Raw genomic sequence first — 17,936 nt, 5'->3', positions numbered from 1 at the left:
CGCCTCCTCAGCCCGTGCCGGAGCCCGTGCCCGGGGTCGGGGCGGGGCAGGGGGAGGCGTCGCCCTGGTTGGGGCACTCGTCGAGGGTGAGCTGGTCGAGGTTCATGATCCCGGCCTCCGGGTCCCACACGTAGTCGGAGATGGAGACCTTCTTCGGGTTCGAGGTCGGCTCGCGGACCGCCAGGTGCTCGGCGGCGACCTCCACGCCCTCCAGGACGCCGCGCCGGGACAGGATGCGGGCGATCGTCCCGTCGTCCTGGACGGTGTAGACGCGCAGCTCGCTGACCCGGCCGTCGATGTCGAGGGCGGTGATCAGCTCGTCCGTGCCGTTGCCCGTCACATCGGCCAGGACCGCGGGCCGGACGGGACAGTCGGGGCCGCCGTCCACAGCCTGTGTGCAGAGCGCGATGCGCTGGATCGCCCGGGGGTCGACGAGCCGGCCGGTGCCGGCGTCCGCGGTGGTGGCGGCGGTGATGTCGGCCCGTACGACGTCCACGGCGTTCACGCCCCGCATGGACAGGTCGGGGACCTTGGCGAGACCCGGCACGGCGGTGGCCGTGCCGGGCTGCTGGCCGGGGGCCGGGGGGTCGGGGCGGATGTTCTTCCACAGGGTGCGGGGGGCGTGGGCCGTGCCGAGGTCGCCGTCGCTCTGGAGGCCCTCCACGTCGGCGCAGCCCGTGGTGGCCGCCAGGGTGGCCGTGGCGGCCGTGAGGAGGATCGCCCGGCTGCGCCGGCGGAGGCTCATGTCCCGATGCTCCCTCGTGAGGGCGGGGTGGGCCCGGGGGCGGGGCCATTGGGGGGACGCGGCGCCGCCGCTGCCAGGGGCTCCGCCCCCGGACCCCCGCGCCTCAAACGCCGGCGGGGCTGGGTTTGGGTCCGGCCCGGTGGGTGCGCGCGGCGCTGCTTGCCAGGGGCTCCGCCCCCGGGCCCCCGCGCCTCAAACGCCGGCGGGGCTGGATCTATCACGCGGGGCTGGATTTGGGCGGGGCGGGTGGTGCCGTGCGGCGCCGTTGCCGGGGGCCAGCCCCCGGACCCCCGCGCCTCAAACGCCGGCGGGGCTGGATTCGGTTTACCGGGAGCCGCCGGTGGGGTCCGCGATGGCTCTGGCTGCTGCCAGTTCCTGGCGGACCGGGGAGAGGACGGAGGATTCGTCTACCTCGGGGGGTGGGGTGGGGCGGAGCAGGGTGGGGGTGTCGACTCGGCGGACGCCGTGGGCCAGGGCTCGGAGGTCTTCGGCGATCGCCTCGACCTCCCGGGAGCCGGGGCGCTGCGCGCCGTGGTTGACGCGGACGCGGGCGGCCGTCGTCGCGTCGACGATCCGCTCGACGGCGACCACCAGCGGCCACCACGCGGCGGCCCGTTCCCCGGTCGGCGGCGGCTCGGTCAGCGCCCGCTGGAACTCGCTGCGTACGCCGGACAGGTCCCGGTAGATGCGGCGGCGGGCCTGCAGCCGGGCGGTGCGGGCCGCCCGTTGGCCCGCATCGGTGTCGGGGTTGGAGCCGAACGCGCGCTCCACGTACCGGGCGGCGTCGTCCACCGTGTCGGCGAGCCGGTCGCCGATCCGGGTGTGCCAGCTCTCGGGCCAGAGCATGTACCCGGCGATCAGGGTGATGGCGCAGCCGATCAGGCTGTCGAGCAGCCGCGGCCGGACCAGGTCGAAGCCCTGGTGGTTGAGCAGGTCGGAGAGGAGCAGGATGACCGGGGTGATCGCCGCGGTCTGGAAGGCGTAGCCCTTGACCGAGAAGACGGGGATGAGGGCTGCCAGGACCACCATGACGGGCACGTCCCACCACCCCCGCGGCACCTCCGAGAGCACCGCGGCCGCGACGACGAGCCCGCCCGCGGTGCCCAGCGCGCGCAGCACGGCCCGGGAGAACACCGAGCCGAAGTCGGGCTTGAGGACGAAGGTGACGGTGAGGGCGACCCAGTAGGAGCGCTCGATCTCCACCACCGAGACGAGGGACTGCGCCAGCCCGATGCACAGCGCGAGCCGCAGCCCGTACCGCCAGGAGGCCTCGGAGAACATCATGTCGCGCACCACCCGGCGGGCCCGGACCCGCAGCGCGGCGGGCCGGCCGAGGCGGTCGTCGACGTCTGGCATGTCCGGCTCGGCCAGCGGCACGATCGTCGCGGCGTGCCGCAGGGCCGCGTCGATGGCCCGCTCCGACTGGCCGTCGGGCGCGGGCAGGTCCAGTACGGGAATGTCCGTGCGGCCCTCCTCGACGGCCGTCGCCAGGTCCCGTACGGCCGCCGGGATCGCCGGGGAGAGGGGTCTGCGGCGCAGGTGCGCGGCGGGCGCGGCCTCGACGAGCGGGATCAGCACGTTCAGCTGGGCCAGCATCCGCACGAGCGAGGGACTGTGGCCGTGCACCCGGGTCCGGCGGCCCAGCACCAGGTCGTAGGCGTGGTTCAGGGACTGGGTGACCTGCTGGCGGCGCGCTTCGTATTCGGGGCCCGGTCCGCCCGCGGCCTCCAGGGTGTCGGCCAGGGCCCGGTAGGCGGCGGCTACGGCGGCCCGCTCCGGCAGCCGGCCGCGCAGCGGCCAGCCCAGCAGGGTCAGCAGCAGGACGAACAGCCCGCCGGCGCTCAGCAGCAGGGGGGCCGTCCACCAGGGACTGGGCATCGGCAGGCCGGCGCCGACGACGGCGTTCAGCAGGAGCAGCAGTCCGGAGACGGAGGCGACCGTGCCGATGGAGGAGATCATCCCGGAGACCAGGGCGATCAGGGTGAGGACGCCGACCGCGACCCAGCCGTGCCCGAAGACCAGGGTGCCCAGCGCGACGCCCACGGCCCCGAAGAGCTGGGGCACGGCGATGTTCAGGATCCGCATCCGGTAGGCGTCCGCGGTGTCGCCGATGACCCCGGACAGGGCGCCCATCGAGACGAGCGCGCCGTACTCGGGCTCGTCGACGGCGAAGCCGACGGCCAGCGGCAGGGCCATGGCAATGGCCGCGCGCAGCGCGGCGGCCCAGGGGATCGGCGCGGAACTCGGCCGCAGCCCTTTCAGTAGCCAGGCGGGCGGGGCCAGTGGACCGAACCGTCCGGCGCTCTGCCCGGCCCGTGCTGTCCGCCCGGCTCGCCCGGCCGGTATGTCTTCGGTGCGTTCGGTGCTCATTCCCGCTTCCGTGCCGCCGCTCGTGAATCGGTTCTTCTGTGTTGCTCTATGGATTCTTCTACGGATTTGCGTGCCAATCCGCCCGTTCAGAGCTTATGGGGTGCCGCGGCGCAGTCGGCCCGTCACCCAGGCGGCCAGCGCGGCGGCCAGTCCGGCGGCCAGCACCACCCAGGCGGTGGTCCGCAGGAACGCGGTGAGCGCGTCGTACACCGCTTCGGCGGCCGCCCGGTCGATGTCGGCCGGCAGGTCGTCCAGGGTGAGGCGGCGGCACAGGACGACGGCCGCCCACAGCAGGACGGCCCCGATGGCCAGTCCCAGCCCGGTGGCCATCACGGCCCGGCGGCGCCGGACGGCGACGGCGATGGCCGTCGCGGCCAGCACCAGGGTGAGCACGGGGAGCCAGACCCCGGCGATCTGCAGCATGCGGAAGCCCTTCCGGAGCGCGCCGAGGTTGTCGTACTCCATGACCTTCACCGAGACGTGGGTCTCGGGGATGCGGTCGGCGAACGGCACCCCGTTGTCGACGAGATCGGCCTTCACCCGGGCGATCACGGGTGCGAGGTCGATGGTCACGGCGTTGCCGTCGCCGGTGGTGAGTGCGTGGAAGAAGGCGCCGTGGGCGGCGCGGTTCGCGGCGTCCCAGGCGGTTTGGTAGGCCGGGGTGCCGACGAAGGAGCGCAGGGCCTCGCCGAGCAGGGCGTCGACCCCGCCCTGGAAGGGGCCGGCGTCGATCTGTCCGGAGAGGGCCCGGCCGGCCTGGGTGACGACGAGGTTCTGCACGGCGGGATCCGAGGCGAGCGGGGACATGGCCGCGGTGTAGCGGTCGGCGCTGCCGAGCTCGCGATCGGCCCAGTACGCGACGGCGCTCGCGGGCACCAGCAGGGCCACGAGCGCGATGAGTACCGCCGAGAGGAAGGTCCGCACGTCACCAGGGAAAGGGGGCCGGGCGCACGGCGCGAGCCGGGTTGCTGCGGCCGGGTGGTGCGCGCCGGGCCGTGCGGGCCGGGCGTGTCTCTCTTGCCCAATCTAATCTGGACATCTAATATCCAGGTTATGAAGATGAGTGAGGGCGTCGAATGGGCCCTGCACAGCTGCCTCAACCTGGCCTGGAGCGGTGACGGCCGGGCGGTCTCGGCAGCCCGGCTGGCGGCCTGGCACGAGCTGCCCGCCGCGTACCTCAACAAGCAGCTCCAGGCCCTGGCCCGGGCGGGCATCGTCACCTCCACGCCCGGCCCGCGGGGCGGCTTCCGCCTCGCCCGCCCGCTCGACTCCATCTCGCTCATGGACGTGGTCGCCGCCGTCGAAGGGCCGGACGAGGCCTTCCGGTGTGCGGAGATCCGGCAGCAGGGACCCGGCGGCGGCGATGAACCGCCCGCGGCCGACTGCGCCATCGCCCACGCGATGGGCCGGGCCGAACTGGCCTGGCGCCGCGCACTGGCCGCCCAGAACCTCGACGAGATCCGGCAGCAGGCCGAACGGCAGGCCCCCGAAGCCCCCGAGCGGCTCCGCGCCTGGCTCGCCGCCGCCCGCTAGGCCGTCCCCACCCTTCGGACAACTGACCCAGGAGCTTGGAATGACGCGCAGCATCACCAACCCGGCAGAACTCCACGACCCCACCGGCTACGGCTACAGCCACATCGTCTCCGCGCCCGGAGAGCAGGTCTTCATAGCCGGCCAGTACGGCTCCGACCCGGCCGGCCACGTCGTCTCCGACGCGTTCGACGCCCAGGTCGGGCAGGCCTTCGCCAACCTGCGCACCGCCCTGGAGGCCGTGGGCCTGGGCCTCGGCAACGTGGTCCGCATCGGGACGTACGTCGTCGGGCACGACCAGGAGAAGCTGCAGGTGCTGCTGAAGCACCTGCACGCCGCCTGGGGCACCGAACTGCCCGCCCAGACGCTGATCGGCGTGGCCGCGCTGGCCCTGCCGGACATGCTCTTCGAGATCGACGCCGTGGCGGTGCGGGCGGCCCCCGGCGCGTAGCCGCCCGACTGCTCCGGTTGCCGGTCCCGGGTTGCGGGTGTGCCCTGGAGGATGGAGAGAGGAGCCCGTCATGGCACATGCGGCACCCACCGCCCCCCGGGGGCACCGGCAGCCGGCGTCCGGTACGGCGGCCCACACGAGCAGGTCGGCCCTCGCGCGACCGCTGCTCATGGGACTGGTCTACGGCGTCTACGCCGCCTTCATGAAGCGTCAGATGGGGCCCGTCGACGCGGGCAACGTCTTCTACGGGATCCTGTGCGGCGCGATCTTCGCCGCCTGCCTGGTGGCCCTGGCCCGGATCGGCCCGCGGCTGGCGCAGGAGCCGCACGCGGCGGCGTACGGGATCTTCGCGGGCATCTCCTTCGGCTACCTGTACAGCCTGGCCGGCGAATCCATCCTGAAGAGCTCGGGCCTGGGCCTGCTCGTCGGCGCGGGCGTCGGCGCCGCGGCCTTCTACCGCTACCACACGCGCAACGCCTCGTAGGCCGTCCGGGGTCGCCCGCGTACGCCGGAGCCCCGGCCCCCGCCGCGTGCGGGGGCCGGGGCTCCGGCATACGTCACTGCTGGGGCCAACTCGGCCGAGCGGTACTTTCGGCGGACCAAAAGCGGACAAAAGGCCGAGGTGGGTGGGCGGGTGGGTGACCGAGACTGAACGAGGCGCCGGTTCCCGCGCTCCGTGGTCGAACCTCACGTGACCACTCTCCGTTGCCGAGGGCGCGGGAACCGGTGCCTCCCCATGTCGTGATGCCGGCCCTGCGCGATGCCCTACACGGCCGTGTCGTCTCCGGCAGGGGGCTCGGCCGTGGTCTGGGCGGTCTTGGCGGACTCGGGTTCCTGCTGGCGTGCGGGCGGGGCCGGCGGGGAGAAGCGGGCGGCCTCGGCGCGGAGCATGGCGTTCAGGGCGAGGTACGGGTCGAAGGGCATGGCGGAACCTCACGGGGTTTCGGGGGTGTGGGGGGACGCGCGCCGAGGGCACTCGGGGGAGTGGGTGTGCCGGGTGTGCCGGGTGATCCGGGTGTGCCCGGTGAGCCCCGGCTAGCCGGCCGTGCCGGGCGCGCGGTGCTGCTGCTCGGCCTCTCGGCCCCGTCAGCAGCGCAGGACCACACTCCGGGCCGCCCGCAGGGATGCCGCGGGTGCGAGCGCCCCCGTCGGGTCCGGGACCGGCTCCGACGGGCCGGACCGGGGATGTTTCACGTGAAACACCGGCCGCTGCAGTCCCCGTACGCCGGGGACGCCGCGCGCGGGCACCCGTACCGCCACACGTACTTCCGGATCGCCGGCCGGATCGGCCGGTGCCTCGGTGGGTTCGGCCGGGGCGGTGGGAGCGGGGCGGGAGCCTTCGGCCGCCGCGGAGGACGAACCGGATCCGCCGAAGCCGAAGAGGCACATCAGCACGACGCAGAGCACCGTCAGGGCAGCCGTCATCGGGGCCCTGTCCGGTGCCGTCGGCGCACGCCGTGTCCCGCTCATGCGGAGGGTGTGCCCCGACACGCGGGCGGACTCTCCACCGGGACCGCAGCGTCCCCCGACCGGGGGACGAAGACACCCCCCACGGCTGTCAGGTGGCCGCAGGGGGTGTCCGTCTTTCGGGGGACACCGCCGGTCAGCGCAGGCTGCGGCGGTGGCCGGTGAGGCGGGCCAGGACGGCCGTTTCGCCGCTGACCAGCCGGAGTTGGGCCCGGCCGGACGGCCCGCCCCGTCCGGAGATCCCGGGGGAGACCCGGGTGACGGTGAACACGGCCGTACGCCGGTCGGCGCGCGCGACCTCGATCGTCTGCCCACGCCGGAGTTCGCCGAGCCGGGGGAGGTCTGCGGAGACCACGGCGGTGCCGGCCGCGCCCGGTGCCGGGCTCACGGAGTCCCACACGGCGCTGTCCGGGACGGGGGGCTTGGCGTCGGCGGCGCCGGGCTGGAGATCCGCCGCGTACGGCCCGCCCCCTGGCGGGGTATCGCCCGCTGGCGGGGTACCGCCCGCCAGCGGCAGGTCCGTTCCGAGGGCCGGGATGAGCAGGCGCAGCGGCAGCGAGGCCGGCAGGGCCGTGACACCCGACCGTCCGGGCCGCCGGGAGCCCTTGCCGGTGGTGTGCCCGCCGGAGTGCTCCAGCTGCCGGGCCAGCCTGCGCGGGCCGGACAGCCCCAGGACCCGCGAGGGCAGGGCGTCGCCCGCGGTCGGGGCGGCCGGCCGGCCGCCTTCGCTCGTGCGCAACACCCCTAGGCCGGTGCACAGCAGAGCCACCGTCAGTACGCCGACCACCCACTTGGCGCGGGGCATGGGAATCCCTCCTGGTCCGGCTCGGGCGGCCGGTCCCGAGAGCAGTGGACCCTTCCCCGGCCCCCGGAGGGGCGCGTAACACGGCGAACTGACGGCAAGTCATCATCGTGCGGCCCTCCCTCGGGGACGTCTTCGCAGATGGCGGCCGGTGGGCGGGGGCGGGACCGGGTGTGCGGGGTGTGCGCCCGAACGGGTGAGAACGTCAAGGGCGGACCTCGGGCGTGTCGGAACCGTGGCACGTTCTGCCACATGCGAAAACCTGTCAAGCGGGCCGATGTGCCGGGCCGTCGGCCTGAGTTGCGGGGGTGGTCCGGGCGGCTTGTCCTTGGATCATGAATGATCCATACGCATATGCCCTGGTCATGGGGTCCCCTTACCTTCCGAACCTTTCGGACCTTCCGACCCGGTCCGCCTCGGACGGCCCGGCCGCGGCCGGGGCCGATGCAGTCGCCCCGGCCCCCGCCGATGCCCCGGTTGCCGATGCCGCCTTCGCCGGCGTCCGGCCGTTGCCCAGGAAGCGTTCCGAGGCGGCCTCCCGCAGGGCGTCCGCCAGACCGTCCACCACGCGCCGCTCCCGCCAGGGCCGCCCGGCCGCGCTCACACCCGCTCCGCCGTCCGGGCGGGCTGCCGGGCGGGAGGCAGGACGGGCGCCGCAGCCCGGGTGAGGTACCCGGCGCCGAGCGGCGGGCCGTCCAGCTCGGTCGTGGCGGCCGCGGGCTGGAGCTCCGACAGGCGCCGCAGCAGGCGCGGGGCCAGCTCGGGGCCGACCGCCCGGGCCAGTGCCGAGGCTTCGGTGGGGTGTGCGTGCACCCAGCCGATGTGGCGCAGCCCCGACCAGCCCGGTTCCTCGGCGGCCTCCGCCAGGGCGCGGGCGGCCGGGGCCAGCGGCAGCAGGCTGACCGTCGCCGGAGCGCCCGGCTCCGGCTCCCCGGCCGGATCCCCCGCCGGGGCCGCCCGTACGGACTCGGCGACGGCGAGCCGGGTGAAGGCGGGCCGGGGCAGCTCCGCGTGGTCGGCCAGGTCGCTGACGGTCGGGGCCAGGCAGTGCACCCCGGCCGGGAACCCGTCCCGTACGGCCGCGGCGGCGACCGTACGCCCGGCCGGACCCGCGTCTCCGACGGTGACCAGGTGGAATGCCGTACGCCTCCCCCCTCCGGAGGCGAGGGGCAGCAGCGCGGCCGCGGTGGCGGCGGGCTGCTCCACGCACCAGACGGCGTCGAAGAGGCCGGCGGGTGCGGTGGACCGTGCGGACGGCGCCGACCGGGCGGGTGCGGCGCCGGCCAGGACCTCGGCGCCCCGGCGCGCGTCGAGCCGGGCCGCGAGGAGGTCCACGTACTCGGGATACAGCCCGGTCAGCTCGAGCTGACGGGCCAGCAGGAGCCTGCTCTGCCGCACGTCGGTGCCGGTGAGCAGGGTCAGGTGGTGGCCGCGGCCGAGCAGCTCGGCGGCGAGCCGGATGCCGGTGGGGCTGGCGGCCCCGGCGAGGGCGATGTGCACGGCGGACTCGTTTCGAAGGAGGTGGGCGCGTGCGTCTACGCGGTGGTGGTGCTTCCGGGGACTCCGGAGGCCCCGGGGGCCCGGGCGGCCCCGACGGGCTCGACGGTCCCGACGGCCCGGCCGGGCTCGGCGGCCCGGGTGGCCCGGGTGGCCCCGGCGGTCTCGGCGGCGGCCGGGACGGGCGGCAGCGGTGTGGTGACGGTGACCTCGCCCGGGATCGCGACCCGGGCGAGGAAGGCCCCGCGCTCGGGACCGGCGCCGATGACGGAGAAACAGACGGAGTCGCCCGCGCCGACCAGGCCGTTGACCACGTCGGTGTAGAAGAGCACCGGGGTTGCGGAGGTGACGAGGTTGCCCAGTTCGCGGGCGTGCGCGGGGGCCTTGCGGGTGTCCAGACCGGCGAGCTGGTGGTAGTTCTCGACCAGGGCCGGGCCGGCCTGGTGCGTGTAGATCCGCCGGACCTCGTCCACGAACCCGGGGCGGTGGGCGTCCATGGTCTCCTGGTTCAGCATCATGCCGCGCGAGTAATAGCGGGCCAGCTCCGGTCCGTTGAGTCCGAATGCGGAGAGCTCGGCGGACCCGGGAAAGCCCGGCGGGTGGGCGGCGCCGCCGCCGGGGTAATGGATGAGCGGATCGCTGAATCCGGGCTCGCCCCCGAAATCGAGGGAATCGCGCGAATAGAAACCGAGCCCGCCCTCGAAGCTTTCGTCCCGCTCGAATACGAGCGCGGTCGCGGCATCGGAGAACAGCGCCCCGGAACACCACAGGGTGTGCGCGAAGGGATGTTCCCCGTCCGCGCCGCTGTACTGGGAAATGATGCCGTTCTCGTCGATTCCGATGGGGCTCGCGGCGTTGTACGAGACCACGAGCGCGCGGCGGGCCCCCGTCCGGGCCAGGTGCGCGGCGACGCGGGACAGCCCGCCGCAGCCGGCGCCGAGCTGGAAGGGGGGCACGCTGTCCGGGATGCGCAGGCGCCGCAGCAGGTTGAAGGCGTCCTGGTCGAGCATGATCTCGTACGGGGTGCAGGTGGCGACGAAGACGGCGTCGATGTCCTCGGGCTCGGCGAGCGCGGAGCGCAGGGCCGCGGCGGCGACGTCGACGACGGTGTCGAGCGAGGCGAAACGCTCCCGGTCCCAGCTCTTGGAGGTGACCCCGAGTATGCGCTCGATATCCGTGCCGCTGATTTCCTCGCCGGCCCGCTTGCGGTGCGGGATGTGCGCGAGCCGGGCCCATTCTTCTACGGAGATGACCTCGCCGATCTGGGCGCCGATACCGGAAATCCGATAGGGGAACGGGTACGCGTAGGCGGCGGGTGCGGGGGCATTGGCCGTTTCCGAGGCAGACATGCTTCTCCGGTCCGTGGAATCCGATGGGGACGGCTCCAGCGAACACCAGGGAGCGGACGGGGAGAAGGGAATGCGGGGGGTGCAGTGGTGAAAGCGTTGAATGCGGAGTCCGGCCCGGGACGGGCGTCGTGAGCGGGCGGCGGGTGGCCAACGCCTGGCTGGGGGACCTGCTGGCCGAGGCCGGGTGGAGCGGGGCGGAGCTGGCGCGGGCCGTCAACGCCCTCGGGACCCTGCACGGGCTGGCCCTGCGCTACGACCGGACCGCCGTCGCGCACTGGCTGTCCGGCACCCGGCCGCGCCGGCCCGTGCCCGAGCTGATAGCCGCGGCGCTGACGGAGCGCTGCGGGCGGCTGGTCACCGTGGCGGAGGCCGGCCTCGGCGCGGACTCGCAGGGGCCCGGCGTACGGCCCGGCCCGGGGGCGCCGGCGGCCGCAGACGGGGGTGAGGGGCTGCTCCGGCTCGCGCTCCAGGCCAGGGCCGACGTCGATCCGCACAGCAGGCCGCCGCTGCTGCGCAGCCCGTACCAGCCGGCGCCGGTCCCGGACCCGGTGTGGGCCCAGGACCCGGGGGAGGGCCGCCGCGGGGAGGCCGCCGCGGGTGCGCGTACGGGCACCCGTACGGGTACGGGTACGGGCATGCCGGAGCTCGCCGCGCGGCGGCATCTCGCGGCCCACGCGGAGCAGTTGAGGGCCCTCGCGGGGAGCTTCTCGGGCCTCTACCTCACCCACGGCGGCGTCCACACCCGCGCCGCCCTGGCCGCCTGGCTGGCCCAGGACGCGGGCGCCTTCGCGGCCCGCCGGACGGACGGCCCGGGTTCCGCCGCACGCGGCCGGGGGGTGCCCGGCCGGGGGGTGCCCGGGCCCGGGTGCGGGGCCGCCGACGTGTGGCGTGGGTACGCCCAACTCGCCCACCTGCTCGCGGAGATGACAGCTGACTCCGGCTACCACGGACTCGCGCAGGAGTACCACGGCATCGCCCTCGGACTGGCCCGGCAGGCCGACGACCGGCGGATGTACGCGATCACCCTGCGCGCGATGAGCGCACACGCAGGCCGGCTCGGGCAGCCCGCCCACGCGGTGCGGCTCGCCCGGACGGCGGTGGAGACCGCGCCCGCCGACGGCGAGCCCGGCACGCTGGCGTTCCTCCTGGTCCAGCGTGCGGCCGCGCACGCCCACGCCGGCCAACGGGCCGCCGCCGCCGCGGATCTGGCCGCCGCCGACCGGTTGCACGGGCTGCACGCGGCGCAGCCGCCCGACGGGCCCTTCGACTCGTACGCCCGCGCCGATCTCGACTTCGCACGGGCCCGGACCCACCTCGCCCTCGGCGAGTTCCCGGCGGCGGCCGACGCCCTGGAGCGCTCCCTGCGCGGCCGCGCGGCCGGCCAGCACCGGGCCACCGCACTCACGCACGCCGCGCTCGCCGAGACGCTGCTGCGCCTCGGGCACCTCACCCGGGCCTGCGAGCACTGGCGGGCGTTCCTCACGGCCGCCCCGGCGGTGCAGTCGCGCGCGGTGCGCGAGGCGCTCGGCCGGCTGCTGCGCGACCTGACCCCGTACCGGCGCACGAGGGAGGCGGTCCCGATCGTCGCGATGGCCCGGGCGCTGGCGGAGAGGCTGCCGTGAGCGGGGTGCGGGAGCGCGGCGGGCCGCTCAGCGCGGGGTGGCGGCGGTCCGGCGGTAGCGCACCTCGTGCACCGGGAAGCCGTCCGACTCGTCGACGAGGACTCCGCCGTCGGGGCGGAACCCGGCGCGCTCGTAGAAGCGGCGTGCCCGGGCGTTGCCTTCGAGCACCCACAGCCGCACCGCGGGGTAGGGCGCCCGGCGCAGCACCTCGGCCAGCAGGGCGCGGCCGACGCCGGTGCCGATGACGTCGGGCCGCGCGTACAGGGTGTACAGCTCGCCCTCGTCCGGCGCCACACCTTCGGGATCCGTGCCCCGTGCGGGGCCGAAGGCGGCCCAGCCGAGGACCGCGCCGTCCGGGCCCTCGGCCACCAGGTTGGTCACGGCACCGGCCGGATCGGCGAAGGCGGCTCGCCGCTGCTCCGCGTACGCGGCGACGCTGAGGCCGTCCAGGTAGGACTGCGGCATCAGTCCGGCGTAGGCGTGCCGCCAGCTGCTCACGCGCACGGCGGCGACGGCGTCGATGTCGGGCCCGGTCATCTCGCGTACGGAACAGCGGGGCTCATCCCTGCCGGTGGTGTCGTCCATGCGGGGGAGTGTGCCAGTGCGGTCCGGCGCCGGGCACCGGGATTTCAGGGCCGGGGACGGGGCTGTCGAGCAGCCCGGGTCTGTCGAGCAGCCCGGGGCCGTCGAGCCGCCCGGGGGCCGTCGAGCCGCCCCGGGCAGGGAAAGCGGCCTTCGTCACGGTGACCGCCTCCCCCTCAGGGTGGACCGAGACCGGCCGAAAGGACGAGGCCGGACGAGGGGCCGGGCGGCCATTCTTAAAGGGGAAGCAAAACCCCCAGGCCGGACTGTCCCGAGCAACCGGCCCCGTACCCCGCGAAGGAGCGCCATGCCGGCCACCGCCCCCACCCTGAAGTCCCTCGTCCGGCGCGTATGGCGGGGCCTGAACCGTCCCGCGGTCGCCGTCCTCCTGGAGTCGGAGAACCTCCTCGTGCACACCCCCGGGGCGGGCGCGGTCTGGCCCCGCGGCAGCAGGCAGGCCGTCGCCTGGTACGTGGTGGGCCCGGCCGGCGACGTGGTGGACGTCGAGCTGGTGACGATGGACGGGACGCAGTCCCGGACGAAGGCCGTCCTCGCCACCGGCATCGAAACCCACCACACCGGCGTCACGGTGACGGTCCCCGACCTCGCCCCGGGCCGCTACCTCGTCCTGGTCACCTCCACCACGGGCACCCTCGACGCCTACAGCCAGCCGGTGACCCTCAGCGCTTGAGGTCCCGCAGGGCCGTGTTGAGTTCCAGGACGTTGACGCGCGGTTCGCCCATGAAGCCGAGGGTGCGGCCCTCGGTGTGGGCCTTCACCAGCTTGGCCACCTCGGCGACCGGGAGGCCGTTGCGCTGGGCGACGCGGGCCGTCTGGAGTTCCGCGTAGGCCGGGGAGATGTCCGGGTCGAGGCCCGAGCCGGAGGAGGTCACCGCGTCCGCCGGGATCTGGGCGAGCCGCGGGGAGTAGCCCGGGACGGTGTTGTCGAGCAGGACCTTGGCCTTGGCCTCCTGCACCGACTTCAGCAGCTCCGGGCTGTCCGCCGCCTTGTTGGTGGCGCCGGAGACCAGCAGCTCGTACTGGGTGTTGACGGTGTTCTCGGCGAGTCCCGCCGCCGGGCGGCCCTGGAACCAGCGCAGGTCGTCCCCGTACGACTGGCCGATCAGGGAGGAGCCGACGACCTTGCCGCTCGCGTCCTTGATCTCGGAGCCGTTGGCCTTGTGGCCGAAGGCGGCCTGGGCGATGCCGGTGACGGCGAGCGGGTAGAGGACCCCGCACAGCACGGTCAGGACGAGGAGGGCGCGCAGCCCGGCGCCGAGCAGGCGGGCGGTGTTGCCTACGGAGTTGTTCATGAGGTCACTACGTTCCTAAGTCAGCAGAGCCCTGAGTAAGCAGAGCCCTAAGTCAGCAGAGCCCTGGTTCAGCGCAGGCCGGGGATGAGGGAGACGACCATGTCGATGAGCTTGATGCCGATGAACGGGGCGATGAGGCCGCCGAGTCCGTAGAGCGTGAGGTTGCGGCGGAGCATCTTGTCGGCGCTGGTGGGCCGGTACTGGACGCCCTTCAGGGCGAGCGGGACCAGGGCGATGATCACCAGCGCGTTGAAGATGACGGCGGAGAGGATCGCGGAGTCGGGGGAGTGCAGGCCCATGATGTTGAGCTTGTCCAGGCCCGGGTAGACCGCCGCGAACATGGCGGGGATGATCGCGAAGTACTTGGCGACGTCGTTGGCGATCGAGAACGTCGTCAGGGCTCCCCGCGTGATCAGCAGCTGCTTGCCGATCTCCACGATTTCGATGAGTTTGGTGGGGTTGGAGTCCAGGTCCACCATGTTCCCGGCTTCCTTGGCGGCCGAGGTGCCGGTGTTCATCGCGACGCCGACGTCGGCCTGGGCGAGGGCCGGGGCGTCGTTCGTGCCGTCGCCGGTCATGGCGACGAGCTTTCCGCCGGCCTGTTCCCGCTTGATGAGGGCCATCTTGTCCTCGGGGGTGGCCTCGGCGAGGAAGTCGTCGACGCCCGCCTCGTCGGCGATGGCCTTGGCGGTCAGCGGGTTGTCGCCGGTGATCATGATGGTCTTGATGCCCATGCGCCGCAGCTCGTCGAAGCGTTCGCGCATGCCCTCCTTGACCACGTCCTTGAGGTGGATGACGCCCAGGACGCGGGCGCCCTTGGCGTCCTCCAGCGCGACGAGCAGCGGGGTGCCGCCGGCGCCGGAGATCTCGTCCACCTTGGCCCGCGCGTCCGGGGCGACCGTACCGCCCTGCTCGTCGACCCAGGCGATGATCGAACCGGCCGCGCCCTTACGGACCTTGCGGCCGTCCACGTCCACGCCCGACATGCGGGTCTGTGCGGTGAAGGGGATCCATTCGGCGCCGGTCAGCTCGCCCTGGTGGCGTTCGCGCAGGCCGTACTTCTCCTTCGCGAGGACCACGATGGAGCGGCCCTCGGGGGTCTCGTCGGCCAGCGAGGACAGCTGGGCGGCATCGGCCAGTTCGGCGGCGATGGCGCCGGTGACGGGCACGAACTCGGAGGCCTGGCGGTTGCCGAGGGTGATCGTGCCGGTCTTGTCGAGGAGCAGGGTCGAGACGTCGCCCGCGGCTTCCACGGCCCGCCCCGACATGGCCAAGACGTTGCGCTGGACCAGGCGGTCCATGCCCGCGATGCCGATGGCGGAGAGCAGGGCGCCGATGGTGGTGGGGATGAGGCAGACCAGCAGCGCGGTCAGCACGATCATCGACTGCTTGGCGCCCGCGTACATCGCGAACGGCTGGAGGGTGACGACGGCGAGCAGGAAGACGATGGTGAGGGACGCCAGGAGGATGTTCAGCGCGATCTCGTTCGGCGTCTTCTGCCGGGAGGCGCCCTCGACCAGGTTGATCATGCGGTCGATGAAGGTCTCGCCGGGCTTCGTCGTGATCTTGACGACGATCCGGTCGGAGAGCACCTTGGTACCGCCTGTGACGGCGGAGCGGTCGCCGCCCGACTCGCGGATGACCGGGGCCGATTCGCCGGTGATGGCGGACTCGTCGACCGAGGCGACGCCTTCGACCACGTCACCGTCGCCGGGGATGATGTCGCCGGCCTCGCAGACCACGAGGTCGCCGATGCGCAGCTCCGTGCCCGGGACCTGTTCCTCGACGGCGCCGTTCATGCGGCGGGCGACGGTGTCGGTCTTGGCCTTGCGCAGGGTGTCGGCCTGGGCTTTCCCGCGGCCCTCCGCGACCGCTTCGGCGAGGTTGGCGAAGATGGTCGTCAGCCACAGCCAGACGGTGATCGCCCAGCCGAAGAGGTTGCCCGGGTCGGAGATCGCCAGCGCGGTGGTCAGTACGGAGCCGATCAGGACGACGAACATGACCGGCGACTTGATCATGACGCGCGGGTCGAGCTTGCGGACGGCGTCCGGGAAGGACTTCAGCAGCTGCTTCGGGTCGAAGATGCCGCCGCCGATCTTGGCCTTTTCGGGCTTGTGACCGCTGGGCAGGTCCCCGTGCGGGGCTCGGGTGGGGGTGGCGGTGCTCATGAGGCGAGCCCTTCGGCGAGCGGGCCCAGCGCCAGGGCCGGGAAGTAGGTGAGGCCCGTGACGATGATGATCGTGCCGACGAGCAGGAAGGTGAACAGCGGCTTCTCGGTGCGCAGGGTGCCCGCGGTGGCCGGGACCGGCTGCTGTTCGGCGAGCGAGCCGGCCAGGGCCAGGACGAAGACCATGGGCAGGAAGCGGCCGAGCAGCATGGCCAGACCGGTGGTGGTGTTGAACCACTGGGTGTTGGCGTTCAGGCCCGCGAAGGCCGAGCCGTTGTTGTTGCCGGCCGAGGTGTAGGCGTAGAGGATCTCGGAGAAGCCGTGCGCGCCGCCGTTGGACATGGAGTGCCCGGGGGTGGGCAGGGCCATGGCCAGGGCCGTGAAGCCGAGCACCAGGGCCGGGGTGATGAGGATGTAGCAGGCCGCGAACTTGATCTGGCGGGTGCCGATCTTCTTGCCCAGGTACTCGGGGGTGCGGCCGACCATCAGGCCGGCGATGAACACCGCGATGATCGCCATGATCAGCATGCCGTAGAGGCCGGAGCCGACACCACCGGGCGCGATCTCGCCGAGCTGCATGCCCAGTAGCTGGATCCCGCCGCCGAGGCCGGTGTAGGAGGAGTGGAAGGAGTTGACGGAGCCGGTCGAGGTCAGCGTCGTGGCGACCGAGAAGATCGCGGAGGCGCCGATCCCGAAGCGGGCTTCCTTGCCCTCCATCGCACCGCCCGCGGCCTGCAGCGCCGGGCCGTGGTGGCCGAATTCCGTCCACATCATCAGGGCGGTGAAACCGAGCCAGATGGTGACCATCGTGGCGAGGATCGCGTAGCCCTGGCGTACCGAGCCGATCATCCGGCCGAAGGTGCGGGTGAGGGAGAAGGGGATGAGGAGGATCAGGAAGATCTCGAAGAGGTTCGAGAAGGGGGTCGGGTTCTCGAAGGGGTGGGCGGAGTTGGCGTTGAAGTAGCCGCCGCCGTTCGTCCCGAGTTCCTTGATGGCCTCCTGCGAGGCGACCGCCCCGCCGTTCCACTGCTGGTTCCCTCCCATGAACTGCCCGACCTCGTGGATGCCGGAGAAGTTCTGGATGACCCCGCAGGCCACCAGTACGACCGCGGCGATCACCGCCAGCGGGAGCAGGATGCGGACGGTGCCGCGGACCAGGTCCGACCAGAAGTTGCCGAGTTCGCCCGTGCGGGAGCGTGCGAAGCCCCGTACGAGGGCCACCGCCACGGCCATGCCCACGGCGGCGGAGAGGAAGTTCTGCACCGCCAGGCCACCGGTCTGCACGAGCGGGCCCATGGCCTGCTCACCGGCGTACGACTGCCAGTTCGTGTTCGACACGAAGGAGGCGGCCGTGTTGAAGGCCTGGTCCGGCTTGATGGAGACGAAGCCGAGCGAGCCGGGCAGGTGGCCCTGCAGGCGCTGGAGCAGGTAGAGGAAGAGGACGCTCACCGCGGAGAAGGCGAGGACCGAGCGCAGGTACGCCGGCCAGCGCATCTCGGCGTTCGGGTTGGCGCCGACCGCCTTGTAGATCCACTTCTCGGGGGCGTAGTGCTTCTTCGAGGAGTAGACGTGGGTCATGTAATCGCCCAGGGGGCGATAGGCGAGGGCCAGGGCCGCGACGAGCGCGAGCAGCTGGAGCACCCCGGCGAGGACGGGACTCATCGGCGCTAGAACCTCTCCGGGAAGACGAGGGCGACGACGAGGTAACCCAACAGCGCGACGGCGACCAGCAGGCCGATGACGTTTTCGGCGTTCACAGCTTGGCCACCCCCTTGGCGACGAGGACCACCAGCGCGAAGACCGCGATCGTGATGACGACGAAGGCCAGATCGGCCATCGTGAGCTCCCGGAGGGTTCGAGGACGGGCGGTTTTAGGACACCTCTGAGTGGAACGCCTTTTCGGCTGCTCACAGGCTTCCTTGATGGGGCCCATACGCCCGTTGGCGCGGCCTTGACGGGTCCCTAACGCGGGTGGACGTGCCGTGCGCTCAGAGTAAGTGGATGTGTATGGATATGCCCGGTATGTAGCGGTACTCGCCGA

General features: G+C 73.3%; 19 protein-coding genes. 5 read left to right on the top strand and 14 right to left on the bottom strand.

Going from position 1 to position 17,936, the window contains the following annotated elements; translation table 11 throughout:
* Nucleotides 1–7: 7 nt before the first annotated feature.
* The 3 genes from MTF69_RS42765 to MTF69_RS04525 form a co-directional block, all read right to left on the bottom strand.
* On the bottom strand, nt 8–745 hold the full coding sequence (locus MTF69_RS42765) for a hypothetical protein (protein ID WP_279345348.1): 738 nt from the start codon (nt 743–745) through the stop codon (nt 8–10).
* A gap of 324 nt (nt 746–1,069) precedes the next feature.
* A complete protein-coding gene (locus tag MTF69_RS04530) occupies nt 1,070–3,115 on the bottom strand; it encodes an FUSC family protein (protein WP_243330890.1) in 2,046 nt (681 codons plus the stop codon).
* A 93-nt stretch (nt 3,116–3,208) separates the two neighbouring features.
* A complete protein-coding gene (locus MTF69_RS04525; protein WP_243330889.1) occupies nt 3,209–4,039 on the bottom strand; it encodes a hypothetical protein in 831 nt (276 codons plus the stop codon).
* A gap of 135 nt (nt 4,040–4,174) precedes the next feature.
* On the opposite strand from MTF69_RS04525, the gene MTF69_RS04520 reads away from it, so the two are divergent.
* The 3 genes from MTF69_RS04520 (at nt 4,175) to MTF69_RS04510 (ending at nt 5,580) form a co-directional block, all read left to right on the top strand.
* Entirely contained in the window at nt 4,175–4,648 is a 474-nt protein-coding gene (locus MTF69_RS04520; RefSeq protein ID WP_243331353.1) for an Rrf2 family transcriptional regulator, read from the top strand.
* Between the two features lie 40 nt (nt 4,649–4,688).
* Nucleotides 4,689–5,096, top strand: a complete 408-nt coding sequence (locus MTF69_RS04515; RefSeq protein ID WP_243330888.1) for a RidA family protein — start codon at nt 4,689–4,691, stop codon at nt 5,094–5,096.
* A 70-nt stretch (nt 5,097–5,166) separates the two neighbouring features.
* A complete protein-coding gene (locus tag MTF69_RS04510) occupies nt 5,167–5,580 on the top strand; it encodes a hypothetical protein (RefSeq protein ID WP_243330887.1) in 414 nt (137 codons plus the stop codon).
* Between the two features lie 281 nt (nt 5,581–5,861).
* On the opposite strand, the gene MTF69_RS04505 is transcribed toward MTF69_RS04510, so the two are convergent.
* The 5 genes from MTF69_RS04505 to MTF69_RS04485 form a co-directional block, all read right to left on the bottom strand.
* Nucleotides 5,862–6,020, bottom strand: coding sequence for a hypothetical protein (locus MTF69_RS04505; protein WP_243330886.1), 159 nt, complete (start codon nt 6,018–6,020; stop codon nt 5,862–5,864).
* 162 nt (nt 6,021–6,182) lie between these two features.
* A complete protein-coding gene (locus tag MTF69_RS04500; RefSeq protein ID WP_243330885.1) occupies nt 6,183–6,521 on the bottom strand; it encodes a hypothetical protein in 339 nt (112 codons plus the stop codon).
* Nucleotides 6,522–6,699: 178 nt separating this feature from the next.
* Nucleotides 6,700–7,368, bottom strand: coding sequence for a class F sortase (locus tag MTF69_RS04495; RefSeq protein ID WP_243330882.1), 669 nt, complete (start codon nt 7,366–7,368; stop codon nt 6,700–6,702).
* A gap of 597 nt (nt 7,369–7,965) precedes the next feature.
* On the bottom strand, nt 7,966–8,865 hold the full coding sequence (locus tag MTF69_RS04490) for a hypothetical protein (protein ID WP_243330880.1): 900 nt from the start codon (nt 8,863–8,865) through the stop codon (nt 7,966–7,968).
* Between the two features lie 35 nt (nt 8,866–8,900).
* Nucleotides 8,901–10,211, bottom strand: a complete 1,311-nt coding sequence (locus MTF69_RS04485) for a 3-oxoacyl-[acyl-carrier-protein] synthase III C-terminal domain-containing protein (protein WP_243330878.1) — start codon at nt 10,209–10,211, stop codon at nt 8,901–8,903.
* Between the two features lie 128 nt (nt 10,212–10,339).
* On the opposite strand from MTF69_RS04485, the gene MTF69_RS04480 reads away from it, so the two are divergent.
* A complete protein-coding gene (locus tag MTF69_RS04480; protein ID WP_243330875.1) occupies nt 10,340–11,833 on the top strand; it encodes a hypothetical protein in 1,494 nt (497 codons plus the stop codon).
* A 27-nt stretch (nt 11,834–11,860) separates the two neighbouring features.
* Here the strand turns inward: MTF69_RS04480 and MTF69_RS04475 are convergent, their stop codons facing one another.
* On the bottom strand, nt 11,861–12,418 hold the full coding sequence (locus MTF69_RS04475; RefSeq protein WP_243330874.1) for a GNAT family N-acetyltransferase: 558 nt from the start codon (nt 12,416–12,418) through the stop codon (nt 11,861–11,863).
* Between the two features lie 304 nt (nt 12,419–12,722).
* On the opposite strand from MTF69_RS04475, the gene MTF69_RS04470 reads away from it, so the two are divergent.
* A complete protein-coding gene (locus MTF69_RS04470; RefSeq protein WP_243330873.1) occupies nt 12,723–13,106 on the top strand; it encodes a GPI anchored serine-threonine rich family protein in 384 nt (127 codons plus the stop codon).
* Here the strand turns inward: MTF69_RS04470 and kdpC are convergent.
* The 5 genes from kdpC to MTF69_RS04445 all read right to left on the bottom strand — a co-directional run bounded on the left by kdpC (nt 13,096) and on the right by MTF69_RS04445 (nt 17,828).
* Nucleotides 13,096–13,728 carry a potassium-transporting ATPase subunit KdpC gene (kdpC, locus tag MTF69_RS04465; RefSeq protein ID WP_243330872.1) on the bottom strand — a complete coding sequence of 211 codons (633 nt, stop codon included), beginning with the start codon at nt 13,726–13,728 and terminating at the stop codon, nt 13,096–13,098. The genes MTF69_RS04470 and kdpC overlap by 11 nt on opposite strands.
* A gap of 68 nt (nt 13,729–13,796) precedes the next feature.
* The gene (kdpB, locus tag MTF69_RS04460; protein WP_243330871.1) at nt 13,797–15,896 is read right to left on the bottom strand and encodes a potassium-transporting ATPase subunit KdpB; all 2,100 of its coding nucleotides are present in this window, start codon (nt 15,894–15,896) and stop codon (nt 13,797–13,799) included.
* Nucleotides 15,893–17,557 carry a potassium-transporting ATPase subunit KdpA gene (gene kdpA, locus MTF69_RS04455; protein WP_243330870.1) on the bottom strand — a complete coding sequence of 555 codons (1,665 nt, stop codon included), beginning with the start codon at nt 17,555–17,557 and terminating at the stop codon, nt 15,893–15,895. The genes kdpB and kdpA overlap by 4 nt, the downstream gene beginning before the upstream one ends.
* A 5-nt stretch (nt 17,558–17,562) precedes the next feature.
* A complete protein-coding gene (gene kdpF, locus MTF69_RS04450) occupies nt 17,563–17,652 on the bottom strand; it encodes a K(+)-transporting ATPase subunit F (protein WP_243330869.1) in 90 nt (29 codons plus the stop codon).
* Nucleotides 17,649–17,828, bottom strand: coding sequence for a hypothetical protein (locus MTF69_RS04445; RefSeq protein ID WP_243330868.1), 180 nt, complete (start codon nt 17,826–17,828; stop codon nt 17,649–17,651). Before MTF69_RS04445 ends, kdpF begins: the two co-directional genes overlap by 4 nt.
* Nucleotides 17,829–17,936: the final 108 nt, after the last annotated feature.

Origin of the sequence: Streptomyces sp. AP-93 (genome assembly GCF_022808175.1) — a bacterium.
GTDB lineage: Bacteria > Actinomycetota > Actinomycetes > Streptomycetales > Streptomycetaceae > Streptomyces.
Note: the sequence above shows the minus strand (reverse complement) of the source record. Positions and strands in the feature narration are given on the sequence as shown.